This is a genomic window from Streptomyces sp. WAC07094 (genome assembly GCF_036320405.1).
GTDB classification, from domain to species: Bacteria; Actinomycetota; Actinomycetes; order Streptomycetales; family Streptomycetaceae; genus Streptomyces; species Streptomyces lannensis.
Genome location: NZ_JAVMJZ010000001.1, coordinates 5,884,643 through 5,903,806, shown reverse-complemented (window position 1 = coordinate 5,903,806; position 19,164 = coordinate 5,884,643). Strand labels below are relative to the sequence as shown.

Below are 19,164 nucleotides of genomic sequence, written 5' to 3'. Positions count from 1 at the left end.
GCGTGCGACCGCGCCTTAACACCAGCATGATGCGAACGACAGGCCCCGACGTGCCGTCTCCGCGGGAACCGCGTTCGGCCGCGGCCCGTGCGCACGCTCAGCGCGCGGCGGCCCTGCGCGGCAGCCACGCCAGCATCAGCACGGCGCCCGCCAGCAGCAGGCATCCGCTCAACCGGAACGCCTGCGCATAGCCCTCCGTCAGGGCCTGCGCCGACGTGCTTGCGCCCGTGCGCGTCGCCGCGACCGTCGACATGACCGCGAGGCCGAGCGAACCACCCATCGTGCGGGAGGTGTTGATCAGCCCGGACGCGAGCCCGGCGTCCGCCGGTGCCGCTTCCGAGGTGGCGAACGCCGCCAGCGGGGTGGCCGCCAGTCCCGCGCCCAGCATCATCAGGATCCCCGGGATCATGATCGTCGTGAGGTAGGCCCCGTGCGCGGCCATCGTCGACTGCCAGCCGAAACCGGCCGCCGCGACCAGCGTCCCGAGCACCGCCGTGTTCCGCGCCCCGGCGGCCCTCATGGCCGACGGCGCGAGCTTGGATCCGAACACCACGGCGAGTGAACTGGGTACCAGCGCGAGCCCGGCGTCCAGGGGCGAGTAGCCGAGGACGTTCTGCGCGTACAGCGTCATGAAGAACCACATGCAGAACATCGCGGAACCGGCGACGAACATGGCCGCGTTCGCCGAGGACACCGACCGCAGCCGCAGCAGACCCAGTGGCATCAGGGGCGCCTTCGTCCGTGCCTCGACGGCCAGGAACAGCCCGATCAGGGCGAGCCCCGCGCACAGCGGCACCAGCGTCGCGGCGGCCGTCCAGCCCTCCGCCTCCGTCTGCCCGATCCCGTACGCGAGCGCGGCGAGCCCGGAGGTCACCAGCACCGCTCCCGGCAGGTCCAGGCGACGCCCGGCTGCGGCACGGCTCTCGAGGATCGCTCCCCCGGCCGCCTGCCGCGTCCGGGCGGAGGGGATCCCCAGCATGGATCCGACGAGGACGAGCACGCCCACCGGCACGTTGATCAGCAGCACCCAGCGCCACGACAGGCCGTCCACGAGCAGTCCGCCGACGAGCCCGCCCGCCGCGCCGCCGCCGGCGCCCACCGCGGTCCAGGTCGCGATCGCCCGCGCCCGTGCCGTCCCCTCCGGTACGGCAGCGGTGAGCAGGGTCAGTGTCGAGGGCGCGAGCACGGCGGCCCCCAGTCCCTGCACGGCTCGTGCAACCAGCAGTTCCCAGCCCTCCCGGGCGAGTCCGCCACCGAGGGAGGCGACGGTGAACAGGGCGAGCCCGAGAAGGAACATCCGCCTGCGCCCGTACAGGTCCCCGGCCCGCCCGCCGAGCAGCATGAACCCGGCGAAGGCGATCGCGTAGGCGTTCACCACCCACTGCAGCCCCGGGGCGGTCAGTCCGAGGTCGGCGCGCATCGAGGGCAGCGCCACATTGACCACGGACACGTCCAGTACGACAAGGAACTGTCCGGCGCACGCCAGCGTGATCACCACCCAGGCGGGCGGCAGGGAGCGACGGGTAACGGGCGGGTCTTCGACGGTCGGCAGCATGGGCGCCATACTGCCGAGCCCGCGGGCGCGGGGCATCGGGATTTCGTCCCGTCTCCGGCTCGGTCCTGCGACCTGGTACCTGCCGCGCCACGACCGCAACCGATCTGACGGAATATCAGACCTTCATGGGATGGTCAAGGATTCGTTAGTATGCCAAAGCATCGGAATAGTTGCCCGTGCATACGAGGTTTACCCAGCACTTATCGGCGCGGACCCGACCAACGGCTCCTTCCGCGCCTCTTTCACTTTCGGCCTGGAGGCCTCACGCAATGACGCACACGACGACCGACCAGCCTGCTCGGAGGCCGTCCGGCGCAATCGTGCCGGTACTCGCCTTCGCGGGAATCGTTGTCGCGGTGATGCAGACCCTGCTCGTCCCTGTCATCAAGGATCTGCCGCAGTTGCTGAGCACCTCGCCCAGCAACGCCACCTGGGTCCTGACCTCCACCCTGCTCTCGGGTGCCGTGGCCACCCCGATCATGGGCCGGCTCGGCGACCTGTACGGCAAGCGGCGGATGCTCCTCGCAAGCCTGGGCGTGATGGTGGTCGGCGCGCTGATCAGCGGCTTCACCAGCGCCGTACTGCCGATGATCGTCGGACGCACGCTCCAGGGCTTCGCGATGGGTGCGATCCCGCTCGGCATCGGGCTGATGCGCGACATGCTGCCCCGTGAGCGGCTCGGCTCCGCGATGGCCCTGATGAGCTCCTCGATCGGCGTCGGCGGCGGACTCGCGCTGCCCGCCGCCGCCCTGGTGGCCCAGAACGCCGACTGGCACGCCCTCTTCTTCGGCGCCGCCGGACTCGGTGTCCTGTCGATCGTCCTCACCCTCCTCGTGGTGCCCGAGTCCGAGGCCCGCGCGAAGGGCTCCTTCGATGTGCTCGGCGCGCTCGGCCTGTCCGCGGGCCTGGTCCTGCTGCTGCTCCCGATCACCAAGGGCAGCGACTGGGGTTGGGCGTCCGGCACCACGCTCGCCCTGTTCGCGGCCGCGGTCGTGGTCCTGCTCCTGTGGGGTCTGCTGGAGCTGCGGCTGAGCGCCCCGCTGGTCGACCTGCGCACCACGGCCCGACGCGAGGTGCTGCTCACCAACCTCGCCTCGATCATGGTCGGCGTCTCGTTCTACGTCGTCTCGCTCGTCCTGCCGCAGCTGCTCCAGCTGCCCGCCGCCACGGGTTACGGCCTCGGCCAGTCGATGGTGGTCGCGGGCCTGTGCGTGGCACCGCTCGGCCTGACCATGATGTTCACCGCACCGGTCTACGCCCGGCTGTCCGCGAAGTACGGCCCCAAGGTCACCCTCATCATGGGCCTGCTGATCATCGGCATCGGCTACGGCGGCGGGCTCGGCCTGATGGACGCCGCCTGGCAGACCGTGATCACCTCGGTGGTCCTGGGCGCGGGCATCGGTCTCGCCTACTCCTCGCTGCCCGCCCTGATCGTCGGTGCGGTCCCGGCCTCGGAGACGGGCGCCGCCAACGGCCTCAACACCCTGATGCGCTCGATCGGTACGTCGGTCTCCAGCGCCGTCATCGGCATGGTGCTCGCCAACACCGCGAACCACGTCGGCGGTCTCGCGATCCCCACGCTGCACGGTTTCCATGTGTCGTTCCTGATCGCGACGGGCGCGGTCGCGATAGGCCTGGTCCTGGCCCTCTTCCTGCCCAAGCCCGACCGCGCCCCGCAGCTGCGCGCGAGCAGCCAGGAGGACGCCGGCCTGGAGCGCGCCGAAGAGGTTCTGCGCGTCTTCCGCGGCCGCGTCCTGGACGCGGGCGGCACCCCGGTCGCCCGTGCCAAGGTGACGCTGATCGACCGCCGCGGTCGCCAGGCCGGCGCCACGCTCTCCGCGGACGACGGCAGCTACGCCCTGGCCGTACCGGCCGAGGGCCCGTACGTCCTCGCCGCCAGGGCCGCGGGGCACGGCCCGCTCGCCTCCTCGGCGACCCACCACGGCGACCACCGCCCGATCGATCTGGACCTCTCCCTCCCGGGCGAGACGGTCTCCGCCTGACCCGTACCGGACACCCGCACCCCCCGTCGCCCGCGCGACGGGGGGTGCGGCAGCATGGGCGCCTACAGGCCTGTGCCGACGCCCGACCCGTCCGTACGGCGCCTGCCCGCACGTACGACCGAAAGGACCCCCATGTCGGCGGCACCCCCCATCGAGCTCCCGGCGCCTCCCCCGTCCGGGATCCTGGCCGCGTTCGAGGCCGCCAAGGGGTTCATGCCGCTCCACGAGGGACTCGCGCTGTACGAGGCCGCCGTGACGGCCGGCCGGCTCGGGCTGCCGCTGCTGGAGGTCGGCACCTACTGCGGGCGCTCCACGATCCTGCTCGCCGCCGCGGCCCGCGCGGCGGGCGTCACCGCGCTCACCGTCGACCACCACCGCGGCAGCGAGGAGCAGCAGCCGGGCTGGGAGTACCACGACCCGGAGACCGTGGACCCCGAGGTCGGCCTGATGGACACGCTGCCCACGTTCCGCAGGACCCTGCACCGGGCGGGCCTGGAGGAGCACGTCGTGGCCCTCGTCGGCCGCTCCCCGCAGATCGCCGCCTTCTGGAACTCCCCCCTCGGCCTGGTCTTCGTCGACGGCGGCCACACCGACGAGCACGCGAACGCCGACTACGACGGCTGGGCCCCGCATGTGGCGCAGGGCGGACTGCTGGTCATCCATGACGTCTTCCCTGAACCGGAGGACGAGTTCACCGGCCAGGCGCCCTACCGGGTCTACCTCAGGGCACTGGAGTCCGGCGGCTTCACGGAGGTCTCGGTCACCGGCTCGCTGCGTGTCCTGAAACGGACGGGGCAGCAGGCGAATCGCGGCGTTGGAGCGGCGGGCACGGCCTAGCCGTTAGGGTCGCAGGCATGTCGTACGTGGGTCCCGACTTCGATCCTCCCCGGCCGCGCCGCTTCCGGCGCGGCCGGCTGACGGTGGCGGTCGCCGCCCTGGTGCCGACCGCGCTCGTGGGCTGGCTGGTCTACGAGGCGGTCGCCGACACAGGCGGCGGCCGGTCCGGTGCGGTGCCCGTGACGGCGTCCTCGGCCACCGGGTCCGCCTCGGCGTCCGCACCGGAGGACGGCAAGCAGAGCGCCGTACCGCCCGGCCGGACTCCGGCCACCGCACGGGCGGGCTCCGGTCCCCTCGCGGGCAAGGTCGTCGTCATCGACCCGGGACACAACCCCAGCAACTTCCGGCACACCTCCGAGATCAACCGCCAGGTGAACATCGGGACGAACCGGAAGGAGTGCGACACCACGGGCACATCCACCAATTCCGGTTACGCGGAGGCCCGGTTCACCCTGGACGTGGCGCGGAGGATGCGCACACTCCTCGAGAAGCAGGGCGCCACGGTGAAGTTCACCCAGGACGGCGACCGTCCCTGGGGTCCGTGTGTGGACGAGCGGGCGCGCATCGGCAACCAGGCGCACGCCGACGCCGCGATCTCCATCCACGCGGACGGCGCACCGGTCGGCGACCGCGGCTTCCACGTCATCGTTCCGGCCGCGGTGCACGCGGGCTCGGCCGACACCCGCAAGATCGCCGCCCCCTCGCGGGACCTCGGCGAGCGCGTCGCGGGCAGTTTCGTCCGCGTCACCGGAAGCGCTCCGTCCAACTACGTCGGCAACGGCACGGGCCTCGTCGTACGGAGCGACCTCGGCGGTCTCAATCTGTCAACGGTTCCCAAGGTGTTCATCGAGTGCGGCAACATGCGCGACAGCAAGGACGCGGCATCGTTGACCAGCGGCGCGTGGAGGCAGAAGGCGGCGCAGGGGATCTCTGAGGGAATCATGAGTTTTCTGCGCGGGTAGTGATCACCGATCCGATCCCGGCGGACACACAGATCGGGCGGACGATAGTGTCATCCCTACGATGAGGGGCCAGCCCTGCGCTTTTCACCGCGGCCCGAGGGCGACAAGGTGACAGCGACGCCTCCACCGACGACGAGACGACAGACGAAGGACCCGAAGTGAATATCCGCTCCCTCACTAGAGGCGACGGCGTGGTGATCGGAGCAGCGGTATTGCTGTTCATCGCGTCGTTTCTCGACTTCTACTCGGCCGCGGGCTTCAGCGGCGCCCCGAACGCCTGGGACTCCCTCGGTGAAGGCCTCGGCCTCTACATGGGCGGGGTCGTCGGCGCCGCTCTGATCGTCATCAACCGCTGCCTGCCCCAGCCCCGCAAGATCGTCGGTCTGGAACTCACCGCGGTCGGCCAGGCGTTCACCATCCTCACCGCATGGATCCTGTTCTGGTTCCTGGTGGACGTCCCGAGCGGGATCGACGCCGGCACCGGCCTGGTCCTCGGCTTCATCGCCGCCCTGCTGCTGGCGGCCGCCGCCGTCGCCACTCCCGTGGTACCGGCGCTGCAGGCCGCTCTCGTCCCCGCTCCCAAGCCGGTCGCGCCCCAGCCCTACGGCGGGCAGCCACAGGGCGGTTACGGCTACCCGGGCGCCCAGCAGCAGTCGTTCGGCGGGCAGCCCCAGCAGGGCCAGCCGTTCGGCGGGCAGCCGCAGCAGCAGGCTCCGGCCGGGGACTTCTCGCCGTTCTGGTTCGCCGTGCCGGTGCCCCGTCCGCTGTACGCGGAGGACGGCTCGCCCACGCCGATCGCCGAACTCGCCCCCGGCACCTGGTACTTGGCGGTCGAGCAGCGCGGCCCCGGCCTGGTCGCCCAGACGCAGGACGGCCGCCGTGGTGTGCTGCAGGACACCAGCGGCATCCAGCGCGGCTGACCCCCTCATCGGCATACGGCCCCTCGCCCTTCCGGGCGGGGGGCCGTTGTCGTACAGTCGCAGCCCTGCGTCACCTTCTGATGACTCGTCAGCTCAGCATGTACGGAGGCGACATGCGGCTCGGACTCGCGCTCGGCTACTGGGGCCGAGGCCCGGCGGCGGACCACGTCTCGCGGGCGCTGGAGGCCGAGCGGCTCGGTTACCACTCGGTGTGGACCGCCGAGTCCTGGGGATCGGACGCCTTCACCCCGCTGACCTGGATCGCCGCGCGGACCTCGAGGATCGGCCTGGGCACGGCCGTCGCCCAGATGGCGGCCCGCTCCCCGACCACGACAGCGATGCACGCACTCACCCTGGACCATCTTTCCGGCGGACGTTTGATGCTCGGCCTCGGGCTGTCGGGGCCCCAGGTCGTCGAGGGCTGGTACGGGCGGCCGTTCCCCGCCTCCCCGCTGACCGCCACCCGGGAGTACGTCGACGTCGTACGCCAGGTCCTGCGGCGCGAGGCCCCGGTCGCACTGGACGGACGCTTCCACCCCCTGCCCTACCCCGGGCCGGACGGCACCGGGCTCGGCAAGACGCTGAAACCGATCACCCACCCCCTGCGCGCCGACCTGCCGATCCTGCTCGGCGCCGAGGGGCCGAAGAACGTGGCGCAGACGACCCGGATCGCCGACGGCTGGCTGCCGCTGTACTGGGCGCCGACCCGTCCCGAGGTCTACGGACCCGCCCTGGCCGAGGTGTCCGAAGGCTTCCTCGTCGCCCCCATGGCACAGGTGCGCGTCTGCGACGACGTCCCGCAGGGGCTGCTGCCGGTCAAGGCCATGCTGGGCTTCTACATCGGCGGCATGGGGCACACGGCACGGAACTTCCACGCCGACCTCATGGCGCGCATGGGGTACGAGGAGGAGGCGCGGCGCATCCAGCGGCTGTTCCTGGAGGGACGCCGGGAGGAGGCGGTGCGGGCCGTGCCCGACGCCTTCGCCGACGAGATCTCGCTCGTCGGTCCGCGCGAACGGATCGCGGAGCGACTGGAGTTGTGGCGCAAGAGCCCGGTGACCGATCTGCTGGCCCTGGACCCCGACCCGCACACGCTGCGGGTGCTGGCCGAACTCAACGCATAGCGCGCACCGCCCCGCGACGTTCCGTCTCAGTCCACCGTGAGCTGTCTGGCCGTCGGGTACTGGTTCCTGACCGAGGCGCCCGCGCTGCGGCTCGCGCTCTTCACCTTGCTGACCACGTCGGCGAAGGAACTCACCGCCGACTCGTCGCCGTTGCTCAGCCGCGTCGGCAGGGTCCTGAGCCCGTCGATGCCCGCGGCGAGCGGCGCGAGGGCCCTGGCGAGCGCCGGATCACCCTGGGCGCTGCGCTGGGCCGCCCTGAGCCGGTTGTACGCGAAGGTACCCGCGAGACCGGCCTTCACCAGGGCCTCCTGCCGCCCCCGTGCGCCGTTCTTGAACCCGCCGGCCTTCCACGGCTTCACGATCCACTGGTACGTGGCCCCGGCCGCGAGCCCCGCGTTCGCCAGGAAGCGGGTCCTGGCCAGCTTCTGCCGCTCGGCCGGGGTGCTCGGCGCGGGCGAGGCGACCACGATGTAGTTGCCGGCGACCTGCTGCACGGCGGTACGACCACCGCAGGCGGTCCCGGCGAACAGGGTGGAGCACGTCGCGAGGGTCACCGCGAGGGCGCGTATCGGTCGGGACACGGGATCCTCCGGCCTTGGCGAGGAACGGTACGTCTCCCGGCCGGGAGACACGGCTCTCAAGGCAGCGTCACACGCCGCGGCCGGGGGCGCCGACCGGGCCGGGCCGATCGGGTGACTCCCTTGTCCCACAAGGGATGTGCGGCGGTCGCGTGCGTTTCAAGCGGGGTCGACGGGCAATCCGAAGGACATGTCTCCTCGATATCGCAACGGTACGAACCAGGCCGGCACGGTCATCGCGATCGTCGCCGACGTCATGGCCTTCATCCTGGGCCTGTGGATCCTGATGTACCTGCTGGACGCCAACCGCGCCAACGACCTGGTGCAGTTCGTCCACAACGCGGCGAACTGGCTCGCGGGCTGGTCGCACGACCTGTTCACCTTCGACGAGGCCTGGGCGCGCGTGGTCGCCGGCTACGGACTGGCCGCCGTGGTCTACCTCTTCGTGGGCCACGCCATCGCCCACCGCATCCACCGGCACTGAGCTGCGCCCGGGGTCCGTCGTTCGGATCAGGTCGGCCGGGAGCGACCGCGCCTTTCGGCCGACGCCGGGATGATCCGGACGACGGGCCCTACGCGCAGCAGTCGGCCTCCAGGCCCCGTGGCAGGCGCTCGCCCCCGAAGACCGCGCACGTCGGCTCGTCCCCGCCGAGCGCGGCCACGGCCAGAAGCAGTGAACCGGCCGTCCAGGTGGTGAGCTCCCTCGGCCAGATCGTGCGGTCCTCGAAGACGTAGCCCGTCCAGTACAGGCCCGTCTCCGGGTCCCGCAGGTGCTGGATCGACTGAAGGATCTCGAGCGCGCGGTCGGACTCGCCCACGGCCCACAGGGCCAGGGCGAGCTCGGCCGACTCGCCGCCGGTCACCCACGGGTTGGGGACGACGCAGCGCACACCGAGGCCGGGCACGACGAAGCGGTGCCAGTCCGCCTCGAGGCGCTCCTTCGCCTCGACGCCCGTCAGTGCGCCCCCCAGGACCGGGTAGTACCAGTCCATCGAGTAGCGGTCCTTGTCGAGGAAGCGCTCGGGGTGCCTGCGTATCGCGTGCCGCAGCGCGCCCACCGCCAACTCCCAGTCGGGCTGGGGCTCTTCACGCTGTTCCGCGATCGCGAGAGCGCACCGCAGCGCATGGTGGATCGAGGAGCAGCCGGTGAGCAGCGCGTCCGTCACGGCCGTTCCGTCGTCCTCGCGCTTCCATCCGATCTGCCCGCCGGGCAGTTGGAGACGCAGCACGAACTCCACGGCCGCGTACACGGTGGGCCACATCCGGTCCAGGAACGTGTCGTCCCCGGTCGCGAGGTAGTGGTGCCACACCCCCACGGCCACATAGGCGACGAAGTTCGTCTCCCGGCCGCGGTCCGTCACGTCCTGCGGGTCCCCGTCGGCGTACGCCGCGTACCAGGAGCCGTCCTCGTTCTGGTGCCGGGCCAGCCACTCGTAGGCGCGTTCGGCCGCCTCGTTCTCGTCGGCCGCGTCCAGTGCCATGGCCGCCTCGACGTGGTCCCACGGGTCGAGATGGTGCCCCCGGTACCACGGGATGGCTCCGTCCTCCCGCTGCACGGCGAGGAGTCCGCCGACGGTCGCGGCGGCCTCCTCGGCGGTGAGGACCCCGGGCAGGACGAGGTGTTCTGTCCGGGGGGTCGTCACTGGCCGGCCGCCTCGGAGGTCCCGGAGAGCCGGGGCAGATGCGGCTTTGTCGCATAGGCGACGAAGCTCTTGCCGATCAGCGGGTTCAGCGCCTGTTCGGCGACCCGGGTGGCGACGGGTTTCTTCATGATGTCCCAGACCAGGAGCTTGTGGTACGCGCGCACCGGCAGCGCCTTGTCGTTGTCGACGCCGAAGGCGCACTTGAGCCACCAGTACGGCGAGTGCAGCGCGTGCGCGTGGTGCGTGCCGTACGGCTTGAGCCCGGCCTGCCGGATCTTCGCGAGGAGCTCGTCCGCGCGGTAGATGCGGATATGACCGCCCTCGACCTCGTGATAGGCGTCGGACAGGGTCCAGCAGACCTTCTCGGGGCCGTAGCGCGGCACGGTGATCGCGATACGTCCGCCCGGCTTGAGCACCCGGACCATCTCGGCGAGCACGCCCTTGTCGTCCGGGATGTGCTCCATGACCTCGGAGATGATCACGACGTCGAAGGACTCGTCGGGGAAGGGGAGCGCAAGGGCGTCCCCCTCCATCGCGGTCGCGGTGGCGCCCTCGGGGGCCTCGCCGGCCTCCTTCATCGCCGCGAACCACTTGGCGACCTCGCGGATCTCCTCGCCGTTGCGGTCGACGGCCACGACCTGGGCTCCGCGCCGGTAGCACTCGAACGCGTGCCGTCCGGCACCGCAGCCGAGGTCCAGGACGCGGTCTCCCGGGGCGAGCGGGAACCGGGAGAAGTCGACGGTCAGCACGTGGCCCTGCTTTCGCGATTGGGTACGACGATCTCTTCGGCGGCGGCCGGTTTCTCGGCCGCGACCGCTTCTTCGGCCGCGCGCGCGGCCCGTGTCGGGGCCGGGGAGCGCCGGGTGTCCGGCCGGACGGAGGCGGCGACGGCCTCGCGGTACCGCGCCACCGTGCCCTCGGCGGCCTTGGCCCAGGTGAAGTGGCGCAGCACGCGCCGGCGTCCGGCCGCTCCCAGCCGTGCCCGCAGCTCCGGGTCCCCGAGCAGCCTGCCGATCGCGGTGGCCAGCGCGCCGGCGTCGGCCGGGGGCACCGCGAGACAGGTCTCGCCGTCCGCTCCCGCGACCTCGGGCACGGCACCACCGGTGGTGGCCACCAGCGGCGTACCCGTCGCCATGGCCTCGGCGGCCGGCAGCGAGAAGCCCTCGTACAGCGAGGGCACGCAGGCCACCTCGGCCGATCGCACCAGATCGACCAGTTCCGCGTCCGAGATGCCCTTGACGAAGTCGACGGCGCCCTCGAGCCCGTACCGCTCGATGGCCTGGGCGACCGGTCCGTCCTGCGCCCGCTTGCCGACCACGACCAGATGCGCCCGCGGATGCTCGGTCCGCAGCTTCGCGAGCGCCTCGATCAGGAAGACCAGGCCCTTGAGCGGCACGTCCGCGCTGGAGGTGGTGACGATCCGGCCGGGCACCTGCGGCACCGAGGGATCCGGCGAGAACAGGTCCGTGTCGGCACCGATGTGCACGACGCGGATGCGGTCCCGGGAGACACCGAGGTGGTCGACGATCTCCTGGCGGGAGGTGCCGGAGACGGTGAGCACCGAGGGCAGCCGGCGGGCCACCCGCCTCTGCATCCGCGCGAACGCGTACCAGCGCCGTACGGAGAGTCTGCGCTGCCAGCCCTCGGCCGCGTCCAGCTCCAACCGGCGGTCCACGGTGATGGGGTGATGGATGGTGGTCACCAGCGGCGCCCCCACCTCACCCAACAGGCCGTAACCGAGTGTCTGGTTGTCGTGCACGACGTCGAAGTCGCCGCGCCGGGCACGCAGATGGCGGCGGGCGCGCAGCGAGAAGGTCAGCGGCTCCGGGAAGCCGCCGGTCCACATCGTCGCCACCTCGAGGCCGTCGATCCAGTCCCGGTACTCCTCGCGCCGCGGGGTACGGAAGGGGTCGGGCTGCCGGTACAGGTCGAGGCTGGGCAGTTCGGTGAGGGTCAGGCCCTGAAGGTCCTCGCCCTCGTCGAGCACGGGGTACGGCTGGGCACCGATCACCTCGACCCGGTGGCCGAGCCGGACCAGTTCGCGCGAGAGGTGCCGCACATAGACACCCTGACCGCCGCAGAACGGGTTTCCCTTGTAGGTGAGGAGCGCGATGCGCAACGGGCTGTCCCCGTCCGCGGCCATGCCCTCCTTGGGACCCGCCTCCCTGGCCTCAGCGGTCACTCTCGGCCCCTTCTCCCTGCCATTTTCCCGCGAGATTACGCCGGGACGGTAATCTAGAACAAGTTTCAGACTTGATCGTAGGGGCTCTGAATCTACCGGCAGGTAGCGCCGCTGTGAGTGGTGGCCCGGGTGATTCGCGCCACGACCGGCACCCTGCCATGCTGTCTGATCGCCCGCCCTCACCGACTGTCACGGAACGGGACCCATGCCTGCGGAAGCCAAGGTGCCAGCCAGTACCGCGCGACCGGCGGTCCAGCCGGCCTCACCGCCGCTCACCGAGCGGCAGGAGGCGCGCCGCCGCAGGATCCTGCACGCGAGCGCGCAGCTGGCCAGCCGGGGCGGTTTCGACGCGGTGCAGATGCGTGAGGTCGCGGAGTCCTCGCAGGTCGCCCTGGGCACGCTCTACCGCTACTTCCCCTCGAAGGTGCATCTGCTCGTCGCCACCATGCAGGACCAGTTGGAGCACATGCACGGCACCCTGCGCAAGAAGCCGCCGTCCGGGGAGACGGCCGCCGAGCGGGTGGCGCAGACCCTGATGCGCGCCTTCCGCGCCCTGCAGCGCGAGCCCCATCTCGCCGACGCCATGGTGCGCGCACTGACCTTCGCGGACCGCAGCGTCTCCCCGGAGGTGGACCAGGTCTCCCGTCAGACGACGGCGATCATCCTGGACGCGATGGGGCTGGACGACCCGACCCCGGAACAGCTCTCCGCGGTCCGGGTGATCGAACACACCTGGCACTCGGCTCTGATCACCTGGCTCTCGGGCCGCGCCTCCATCGCCCAGGTCAAGATCGACATCGAGACGGTGTGCCGGCTCATCGACCTCACCGGCCCTCGCGAGCCGCACTGGGCTCCGGGGCGGGAGGGACCCCACCCATCCGGTCCGCGGGCACGGAAAAACCTACGAGACGGGTCCGGATGACTTTCCGGTCTTTCGACCTTCCAGCCCCTCGGCCGACCGATGTCGGCCCCAGCGGAAACCGAAACCTCACGCCGAAGTCGGCAGCTTCCGGTCGAGTTTCCTCGCTCGCCTCGTAGGCACTTTTCAGCTTAACACCGGCACACCCTGACGGAACCCCCTAAACAATATTTTTCGGGCAATCCGGACTGGCATCCGGTGATCCGCTCATTCCTCCGGACGGAACACCGGCTCCCCGCTCTCCACCAGGGTGATCACGATCGCCTCCACCGGGCAGTTCTCCGCCGCGTCCAGGATCTGCTCGCCCGCGTCGGCGTCCGGATCCACGGGGTGGGACTGCCGTGCGCCGTCGAGGCGGAAGGCGTCGGCCGCGCGGTGGACGCACTGCGCGGACCCGATGCAGACCGAGCGGTCCACCTCGATGTGCCAGCGGTCTCCCATGCGCTACGCCTCCCCGTACCCGGCCGGCAGATGGATCATCTTGTGCTCCAGGAACTCGCCGTACCCCTCGGGCCCGAACTCCCGCCCAAGACCCGAGTTCTTGTAGCCGCCGAATGGACCCAGCATGTCGAGACTGAAGGTGTTCACCGAGTACGTGCCGGTACGCACCTGCCGGGCGACGTCGATACCGCGCTCGACGTCCGCCGTCCAGACGCTGCCGCTGAGGCCGTAGTCGGAGTCGTTCGCGATCTTCACGGCCTCGTCCTCGTCACCGTACGGGAGCAGGCAGACGACCGGCCCGAAGATCTCCTCGCGGGCGATCCGCATGGAGTTGTCGACGTCGCCGAACAGGGTCGGCTCCACGTACCAGCCGCGGGTGAGGCCCGCGGGGCGCCCGCCGCCCGTGAGCACCTTGGCACCCTCCTCCTGGCCGATCCCGATGTAGTCGAGGTTGCGCCGCTGCTGGCGGGCGGCCACCAGCGGACCGACCTGGGTCGCCGGGTCCAGCGGATCGCCCACCACGAGTGCCCCCGCCGCGGCCGCGAGGGCCTCGGCGAACTCGTCGTAGCGTGAGCGCGGCACCAAGATGCGGGTCTGCGCCACACAGGCCTGCCCATTGTTCATCCAGGCGGCCGGGACGATCCCCGCCACCGTCGTGGAGAGGTCCGCGTCCGGCAGCACCACGGCCGCCGACTTCCCGCCGAGCTCCAGGGTCACCCGGGTGAGACGGCGCGAGGCGACCTCCATCACCCGCTTGCCGGCCGCGACCGAACGGGTGAAGGACACCTTGTCGATGCCGGGGTGCCCGACGAGGTATTCGCTGACCTCGCGGTCCGCGGGCAGGATCGACAGCACACCCTCGGGCAGCCCGGCCTCGCGCGCGATCTCACCGAGGATGTACGCGTCCAGCGGCGACTCGGGCGACGGCTTGAGGACGGCGGTGCACCCGGCCAGCAGGGCGGGCGCGAGCTTGGCGGCGGCCACGAACTGCGGCACGTTCCAGGGCACCACGGCCGCCACGACCCCGGCCGGCTCACGGCGCACAAGGATCTTCCCGAGGACACCGTCGCGCCGCTCCTCGTGGGTGAAGTCCCGTGCGACCGTGATCGCCGCGTCCCACACCATCATCGCGCCGAGCGCCTGGGCGAGGACGCTCCACGAGTACGGGGAGCCGTTCTCGCAGGAGATGACCCGGGCGATCTCCTCGTGCCGTACGGCGATCGCATCCTTGATCCTGGACACGGCCGCGATCCGCTCGTCGAGCGTCATCCGCGGCCAGGGCCCCTCGTCGAAGGCCCGGCGGGCGGCGGCGACGGCCCGGTCCACGTCCTCCCGCGAGGCGTGCGGTACGCGCCCGACGACCTTCTCGGTGTGCGGCGAGACCACCTCGATGACGTCCTTGCCCAGGGGATCGGTCAACTCCCCGCCGATGAACAGCTGTCCGTGTTCCACGAGCTCGGTCATGGCCGACTGCCTCCCCGGGAGCATCTTCTGACGATGCATCAGATATCGAACTGATACCAGTTCCGGTCGGCGTAGTCCACGGTCGGGACACCGGGGCCGGAAGGTGACCGCGGCTACCTTCGAAACGTGTTCTAGTTATAGTGGCCGGAAGGCGGCGATTGGGGAATCCATGGCTCGGACGGCCGATCACGGCGGGGGCGTACGGTCGATCAGGGTCCCGATCCCTGACAACCCCCTCGGCCACACGCTGGTGTACGTCGTCGACACCGACGGCGGTCCGGTCCTGGTCGACACGGGCTGGGACGATCCGGACTCCTGGGACGCCCTCGTCGAAGGGCTGACGGCCTGCGGCACATCGATCACGGAGATCACGGGAGTGTTGGTCACCCATCACCACCCCGACCACCACGGTCTGTGCGGGCGGGTCCGCGAGGCGTCGGGGGCGTGGATCGCGATGCACGCGGCGGACTCCGCGATCGTCCGCAGGACCCGCGATACCCGCCCTGAGCGCTGGTTCGTCTATATGGAGGGCAAGCTGGCGGCGGCCGGCGCCCCCGAGGAGCATCTGGCACCTCTGCGCGCCGCGCGAGCCCGCGGCAGCCTGCCCGGCTTCTCCCCCGCGCTCCCCGACCGCGAGATCGTCCCCGGCGACCTCCTCGACCTCCCCGGCCGCCGGCTGCGCGCGATCTGGACCCCGGGACACACACCCGGTCATGTGTGCCTGCACCTGGAGGAGGAGCATCCCGCAGGCCTGCCCGGCCACGGCCGCCTGTTCTCCGGAGACCATCTGCTCCCCGGGATCACCCCGCACATCGGCCTCTACGAGGACCCGGACGACGCCACGTTGACCGACCCCCTCGGCGACTACCTCGACTCCCTCGAACGCATCGGCCGCCTCGCACCCGCCGAGGTGCTCCCGGCCCACCAGCACACCTTCCCGGACGCGCCCGTCCGCGTCCGGGAGTTGCTGGCCCACCACGAGGAGCGGCTGGGCGACCTCCTCGCGCTCCTCGGCACCCCGCTGACCCCCTGGCAGCTCGCCGAGCGCATGGAGTGGAACCGCCCCTGGGAGGAGATCCCCTACGGTTCACGGCACATCGCGGTCTCCGAGGCCGAGGCGCACTTGCGCCGGCTGGTGAAGACGGGCCGCGCGGAGGCGGTGACGGCGAGCGATCCGGTGACGTACGTGGCGGTGTGAAAGCACTCGCACCCCGTGTCCCGCCGCTGATACCAAGCAGTATGGATCCCTGGGAGCGACTCCTCGCCGAACGCGCCTGCGAGCGCCTCGTCCTCGACTTCGTGCACCGGCTCGACCTCGGGGAACCCGCCTCCGTGGCCGAGCTGTTCACGGAGGACGGCGTCTGGCGGTGGCCGGCGGGCGACAGGACCGTGCGGGGCCGGGACGCGCTGCGCCGCTACTTCGGCGGGCGTCCCGCCGACCGGCTCTCACGCCGCCTGATGTCCAACGTCCTCGTCACGGTGACGTCCCCGGACGCGGCCGCCGCCACGTCGTACTTCACGACGTACCGCGTCGACGGGTACGAGGGCGGCCTGGTCCCGGCGGGTCCCCCGACCCAAGTGGGCCACTACCAGGACACCTTCGGCAGGGCGGACTGCATCTGGCTGCTCACCTCCCGCACCGTGCACCTGCCCTTCGGCGGCCCCACGCGCCGGCTCCCCCGCTAGGCGGTCCCCGACGCCGTGCGTCGGATCAACGCCTCGGCCCCGCCGAGAAGTTCGACCTCGCGCTCGCTCATGGGCGGGTTCTCCGCCGGCGGCGCGGAGCCTCCGTCAGGCCCTCCCCGGTCAGAGCCGAGGTGCCCCGGTGCCCCGCCGGCATCGCGGCCGGCAACGCGCGCACGCCGTCCACCCGGGGTTCGCCGACCACGGCCACCTGCGCGAGGACCACCGCGGGCCTGCCCCGGTCGAGCCCCGGGGCGCCCTCCTCGGCGGTCGCCCGGTCGACGACCTTCGAGCCTTCGGCGGTCGTGATCATGTTCAGTGTGTGCAGGTCGAGGTGGAGGACGCGGACGGCCGGGTCCGACGAGTCGCGGGCGGGCAGCGCATGCAGGTCGCGCAGCGGCCGGGCGGCAACTCCCCGGCCTCCTGCGGGCCGAGGCGCCCGTGGGGCATCGCCTCCGGCCTCGCCGGCCCGGACAGTTTCTCCATCACGAGGTCGCCGCGGGTCGCCGTCCGTACGCCGGGCGCGGGGCAAACGCGGCCACGGACGTGGTCCATCACCACGGCCTCGGCCGCCGCGTCGCCCCAGCCGTCCCGGTAGCGCCTCGGCACCCATGCGCCGTCGATCTCGTACACGTCCGCCGTGCGCCCGGAGCCGGGCAGACTCCCCGTCTGCGTGAACGGCCCCCGTCCGGGGCCGGCCCGCACGGTCCCCGCGCCCGCTCCCCTCGCGGGGGGCCCTCGGCTCCCCTCCTACCGGCGGGTACAGTAGCCGGGTCGTTCTCGCACCCGTACGGGGGGAAGCCGGTGGAATTCCGGCGCTGACCCGCAACCGTGAGCCACCCACGTGGCGAGCCGGATCGCCCCGCACGGTTCGTGACCGGCTCACGCACACCCGCGGCCCGCCGGTGTGCGGCACCGTCGAGGTCTACGGAGCCGAGCCGCCCGGAGTGTTCCGTGCTGCCCGGCTCCCCGCAGGGAGAGGCACATGAACCTCCGCCGCAGCGCCGCGGCTCTGGCAGCGGTCGCCGTGATCGGCACGGCCACGCCCGCCGTCGCCGCCGGACCGTCCCCGTCCGCGTCGCCGTCCCCGGTGATACCCGACGGTCTGTACGGCCGCACGGACCCGACGTACGACGGCGTCTGGCGCCAGTCGCTGACCCTCCTCGCCCAGGACACCGTGGGCGTCAAGCCCGCGATCGCGGCGGTGGACTGGCTGACCGGACAGCAGTGCGCGAACGGCGCGTTCGCGGCCTTCCGCGCCGACACAGCCGAGCCCTGCGGCGCCGGACTCGTGGTCGACACCAACAGCACGGCCGCCGCCGTCCAGGCGCTCGCCGCACTCGGCGGCCACGACGCCGCCACCGGCAAGGCGGTCACCTGGCTGAAGTCCGTGCAGAACGCGGACGGCGGCTGGGGGTACACGCCGGGCGGTGCCAGCGACGCGAACTCCACGTCCGTGGTCATCGGCGCCCTCGCCGCCGCGGGCGGGGACCCGAAGGACGTTCGCAAGGGGGGCAGGTCCCCTTATGACGCGCTTCTGAAGCTGGCACTGCCCTGCGACGGCGACGGGGCGGGTGCCTTCGCCTACCAGCCGGACAAGAAGGGCAGGTTGACGGCCAACGCGGACGCGACGGCGGCAGCGGTGCTCGGCGCGCTCGGCAAGGGGCTGGCCGGCGACGACGCCAGGCCCGACGCCGCACCCCCGGCCTGCGGGAGAGCCGACGGTCCCGGACAGGCCGCACACAACGGCGCCGCCTACCTCCGCACGGCCCTGGCCAAGGACAAGCACCTCACCCAGGAGCTGCCCGGCGCCAAGCCGCAACCCGACTACGGCAACACGGCGGACGCGGTCGTCGCGCTCGCCACCGTCGGCCAGGGCGACCGGGCCGCCGATTCGCTGCGCTGGCTGGAGACCCACTACGAGCAGTGGGCGAAGCAGAGCGGACCGGCCGCGTACGCCCAGCTGATCCTCGCCGCGAACGCGGAGGGCTCCGACCCGCGCCACTTCGGCGGCCAGGACCTGGTCCGGCTCATGGACGCGACCGGACCGGCCCCCGCCTCGGTGCCCGACGCCAAGGGCTCCGAGCCGCACGGCTCCGAGGACGCGGCGAAGTCCGACAAGGACGAGGGTCCCCTCCGTGTCGCTTGGATCGTCGGTGCCTGTCTCCTCGCCCTGACCGCCGGCGGCATCCTGTACACCTCCCGGGGCGGGAGGCGTCAGCCGTGAGCCGCCGCGTCTGCGCCCTGCTCCTGGCCCCTCTGCTCCTGCTGCTGGGGGCCGCCGGGCAGGCGCAGGCCGCCGGGTACCGCTACTGGTCCTTCTGGGAGCGCGACGGCGGCCACTGGACGTACGCAACCCAGGGCCCCTCGACCGCCCGCCCGGCCGACGGTGACGTCCAGGGCTTCCGCTTCGCCGTCAGCGAGGACTCCGCGGACGCCACCACACCGCGTGGGGCCGCGGACTTCGGCGCCGTCTGCGACGGGACGCCCGCACGGCCGGGCCAGAAGCGGGTGGCGCTGGTCATCGACTTCGGTACGCCCTCGGACGCCGCCTCGGGCGAGACCCCGCCCGCCGCGCGCACCGCCTGCGCCCGCATACCCGGGGACGCGACGACGGCGGACGCGCTCGCCGCGGTCGCGGGGCCCCTCCGCTACGACACGAACGCCCTGCTGTGCGGGATAGCGGGCTATCCGCGGCAGGGGTGCGGGGAGCAGGTGACCGCGCAGAAGCACGCCGCGCCAGCCGATGACGAGCCGCACCACGGCCCGTCGGTGGGCGTGTTCGCGGGCGTCGCCGCCGTGGTCGTCCTGGGCGGGGCGGCGCTGTGGCAGGCGCGCCGCCGCAGGAGCTGA

At 72.1% G+C, this 19,164-nt stretch carries 20 protein-coding genes and 1 riboswitch; of the genes, 11 read left to right on the top strand and 9 right to left on the bottom strand.

The window, feature by feature from the left end:
• Nucleotides 1-97: 97 nt before the first annotated feature.
• A complete protein-coding gene (locus tag RCR19_RS26090) occupies nucleotides 98-1,555 on the bottom strand; it encodes an MFS transporter (RefSeq protein WP_331267329.1) in 1,458 nt (485 codons plus the stop codon).
• 269 nt (nucleotides 1,556-1,824) lie between these two features.
• On the opposite strand from RCR19_RS26090, the gene RCR19_RS26085 reads away from it, so the two are divergent.
• The 5 genes from RCR19_RS26085 to RCR19_RS26065 all read left to right on the top strand — a co-directional run bounded on the left by RCR19_RS26085 (nucleotide 1,825) and on the right by RCR19_RS26065 (nucleotide 7,401).
• Complete coding sequence (locus RCR19_RS26085; protein ID WP_331267328.1) at nucleotides 1,825-3,558, top strand: MFS transporter; 1,734 nt, start codon at nucleotides 1,825-1,827, stop codon at nucleotides 3,556-3,558.
• 132 nt (nucleotides 3,559-3,690) lie between these two features.
• Nucleotides 3,691-4,395, top strand: a complete 705-nt coding sequence (locus RCR19_RS26080) for a class I SAM-dependent methyltransferase (RefSeq protein ID WP_331267327.1) — start codon at nucleotides 3,691-3,693, stop codon at nucleotides 4,393-4,395.
• A 17-nt stretch (nucleotides 4,396-4,412) separates the two neighbouring features.
• Nucleotides 4,413-5,357: an N-acetylmuramoyl-L-alanine amidase gene (locus RCR19_RS26075; RefSeq protein WP_331267326.1), complete on the top strand. Its 945-nt coding sequence runs from the start codon at nucleotides 4,413-4,415 to the stop codon at nucleotides 5,355-5,357.
• Nucleotides 5,358-5,548: 191 nt separating this feature from the next.
• On the top strand, nucleotides 5,549-6,277 hold the full coding sequence (locus tag RCR19_RS26070; RefSeq protein ID WP_331267325.1) for a hypothetical protein: 729 nt from the start codon (nucleotides 5,549-5,551) through the stop codon (nucleotides 6,275-6,277).
• 113 nt (nucleotides 6,278-6,390) lie between these two features.
• The gene (locus RCR19_RS26065; RefSeq protein ID WP_331267324.1) at nucleotides 6,391-7,401 is read left to right on the top strand and encodes an LLM class F420-dependent oxidoreductase; all 1,011 of its coding nucleotides are present in this window, start codon (nucleotides 6,391-6,393) and stop codon (nucleotides 7,399-7,401) included.
• Between the two features lie 26 nt (nucleotides 7,402-7,427).
• On the opposite strand, the gene RCR19_RS26060 is transcribed toward RCR19_RS26065, so the two are convergent.
• Nucleotides 7,428-7,982, bottom strand: a complete 555-nt coding sequence (locus RCR19_RS26060; RefSeq protein ID WP_331267323.1) for a hypothetical protein — start codon at nucleotides 7,980-7,982, stop codon at nucleotides 7,428-7,430.
• 187 nt (nucleotides 7,983-8,169) lie between these two features.
• Between RCR19_RS26060 and RCR19_RS26055 the strand changes: the two genes are divergently transcribed.
• Nucleotides 8,170-8,463, top strand: coding sequence for a hypothetical protein (locus RCR19_RS26055; protein ID WP_331267322.1), 294 nt, complete (start codon nucleotides 8,170-8,172; stop codon nucleotides 8,461-8,463).
• A gap of 88 nt (nucleotides 8,464-8,551) precedes the next feature.
• On the opposite strand, the gene RCR19_RS26050 is transcribed toward RCR19_RS26055, so the two are convergent.
• Genes RCR19_RS26050 through RCR19_RS26040 form a run of 3 tightly spaced genes read right to left on the bottom strand, consistent with a single transcriptional unit; the run spans nucleotide 8,552 to nucleotide 11,804 of the window.
• A complete protein-coding gene (locus tag RCR19_RS26050; protein ID WP_331267321.1) occupies nucleotides 8,552-9,622 on the bottom strand; it encodes a prenyltransferase in 1,071 nt (356 codons plus the stop codon).
• Nucleotides 9,619-10,371, bottom strand: a complete 753-nt coding sequence (locus RCR19_RS26045; RefSeq protein WP_331267320.1) for a class I SAM-dependent methyltransferase — start codon at nucleotides 10,369-10,371, stop codon at nucleotides 9,619-9,621. The genes RCR19_RS26050 and RCR19_RS26045 overlap by 4 nt, the downstream gene beginning before the upstream one ends.
• Nucleotides 10,365-11,804: a glycosyltransferase family 4 protein gene (locus RCR19_RS26040; RefSeq protein WP_331267319.1), complete on the bottom strand. Its 1,440-nt coding sequence runs from the start codon at nucleotides 11,802-11,804 to the stop codon at nucleotides 10,365-10,367. Before RCR19_RS26040 ends, RCR19_RS26045 begins: the two co-directional genes overlap by 7 nt.
• Nucleotides 11,805-12,009: 205 nt before the next feature.
• Between RCR19_RS26040 and RCR19_RS26035 the strand changes: the two genes are divergently transcribed.
• Complete coding sequence (locus RCR19_RS26035) at nucleotides 12,010-12,726, top strand: TetR family transcriptional regulator (protein WP_331267318.1); 717 nt, start codon at nucleotides 12,010-12,012, stop codon at nucleotides 12,724-12,726.
• A 204-nt stretch (nucleotides 12,727-12,930) separates the two neighbouring features.
• Here the strand turns inward: RCR19_RS26035 and RCR19_RS26030 are convergent, their stop codons facing one another.
• A complete protein-coding gene (locus RCR19_RS26030; protein WP_331267317.1) occupies nucleotides 12,931-13,164 on the bottom strand; it encodes a ferredoxin in 234 nt (77 codons plus the stop codon).
• Nucleotides 13,165-13,167: 3 nt separating this feature from the next.
• On the bottom strand, nucleotides 13,168-14,628 hold the full coding sequence (locus tag RCR19_RS26025; RefSeq protein WP_331267316.1) for an aldehyde dehydrogenase: 1,461 nt from the start codon (nucleotides 14,626-14,628) through the stop codon (nucleotides 13,168-13,170).
• Between the two features lie 169 nt (nucleotides 14,629-14,797).
• On the opposite strand from RCR19_RS26025, the gene RCR19_RS26020 reads away from it, so the two are divergent.
• Both RCR19_RS26020 and RCR19_RS26015 read left to right on the top strand, forming a co-directional pair.
• Nucleotides 14,798-15,826 (top strand): MBL fold metallo-hydrolase, encoded by a 1,029-nt coding sequence (locus tag RCR19_RS26020; protein ID WP_331267315.1) that lies wholly within the window; start codon nucleotides 14,798-14,800, stop codon nucleotides 15,824-15,826.
• A 41-nt stretch (nucleotides 15,827-15,867) separates the two neighbouring features.
• Entirely contained in the window at nucleotides 15,868-16,314 is a 447-nt protein-coding gene (locus RCR19_RS26015; protein ID WP_331267314.1) for a nuclear transport factor 2 family protein, read from the top strand.
• A gap of 67 nt (nucleotides 16,315-16,381) precedes the next feature.
• On the opposite strand, the gene RCR19_RS26010 is transcribed toward RCR19_RS26015, so the two are convergent.
• Both RCR19_RS26010 and RCR19_RS26005 read right to left on the bottom strand, forming a co-directional pair.
• A complete protein-coding gene (locus tag RCR19_RS26010) occupies nucleotides 16,382-16,624 on the bottom strand; it encodes a hypothetical protein (protein ID WP_331267313.1) in 243 nt (80 codons plus the stop codon).
• A gap of 2 nt (nucleotides 16,625-16,626) precedes the next feature.
• A complete protein-coding gene (locus tag RCR19_RS26005; RefSeq protein ID WP_331267312.1) occupies nucleotides 16,627-17,016 on the bottom strand; it encodes a hypothetical protein in 390 nt (129 codons plus the stop codon).
• Between the two features lie 48 nt (nucleotides 17,017-17,064).
• Nucleotides 17,065-17,192: riboswitch (cobalamin riboswitch) on the top strand.
• Between the two features lie 104 nt (nucleotides 17,193-17,296).
• Here RCR19_RS26005 and RCR19_RS26000 point away from each other — a divergent pair.
• Together RCR19_RS26000 and RCR19_RS25995 are read left to right on the top strand one after the other, a co-directional pair.
• Entirely contained in the window at nucleotides 17,297-18,538 is a 1,242-nt protein-coding gene (locus tag RCR19_RS26000) for a prenyltransferase/squalene oxidase repeat-containing protein (protein ID WP_331267311.1), read from the top strand.
• Complete coding sequence (locus RCR19_RS25995) at nucleotides 18,535-19,164, top strand: SCO2322 family protein (protein WP_348541438.1); 630 nt, start codon at nucleotides 18,535-18,537, stop codon at nucleotides 19,162-19,164. The genes RCR19_RS26000 and RCR19_RS25995 overlap by 4 nt, the downstream gene beginning before the upstream one ends.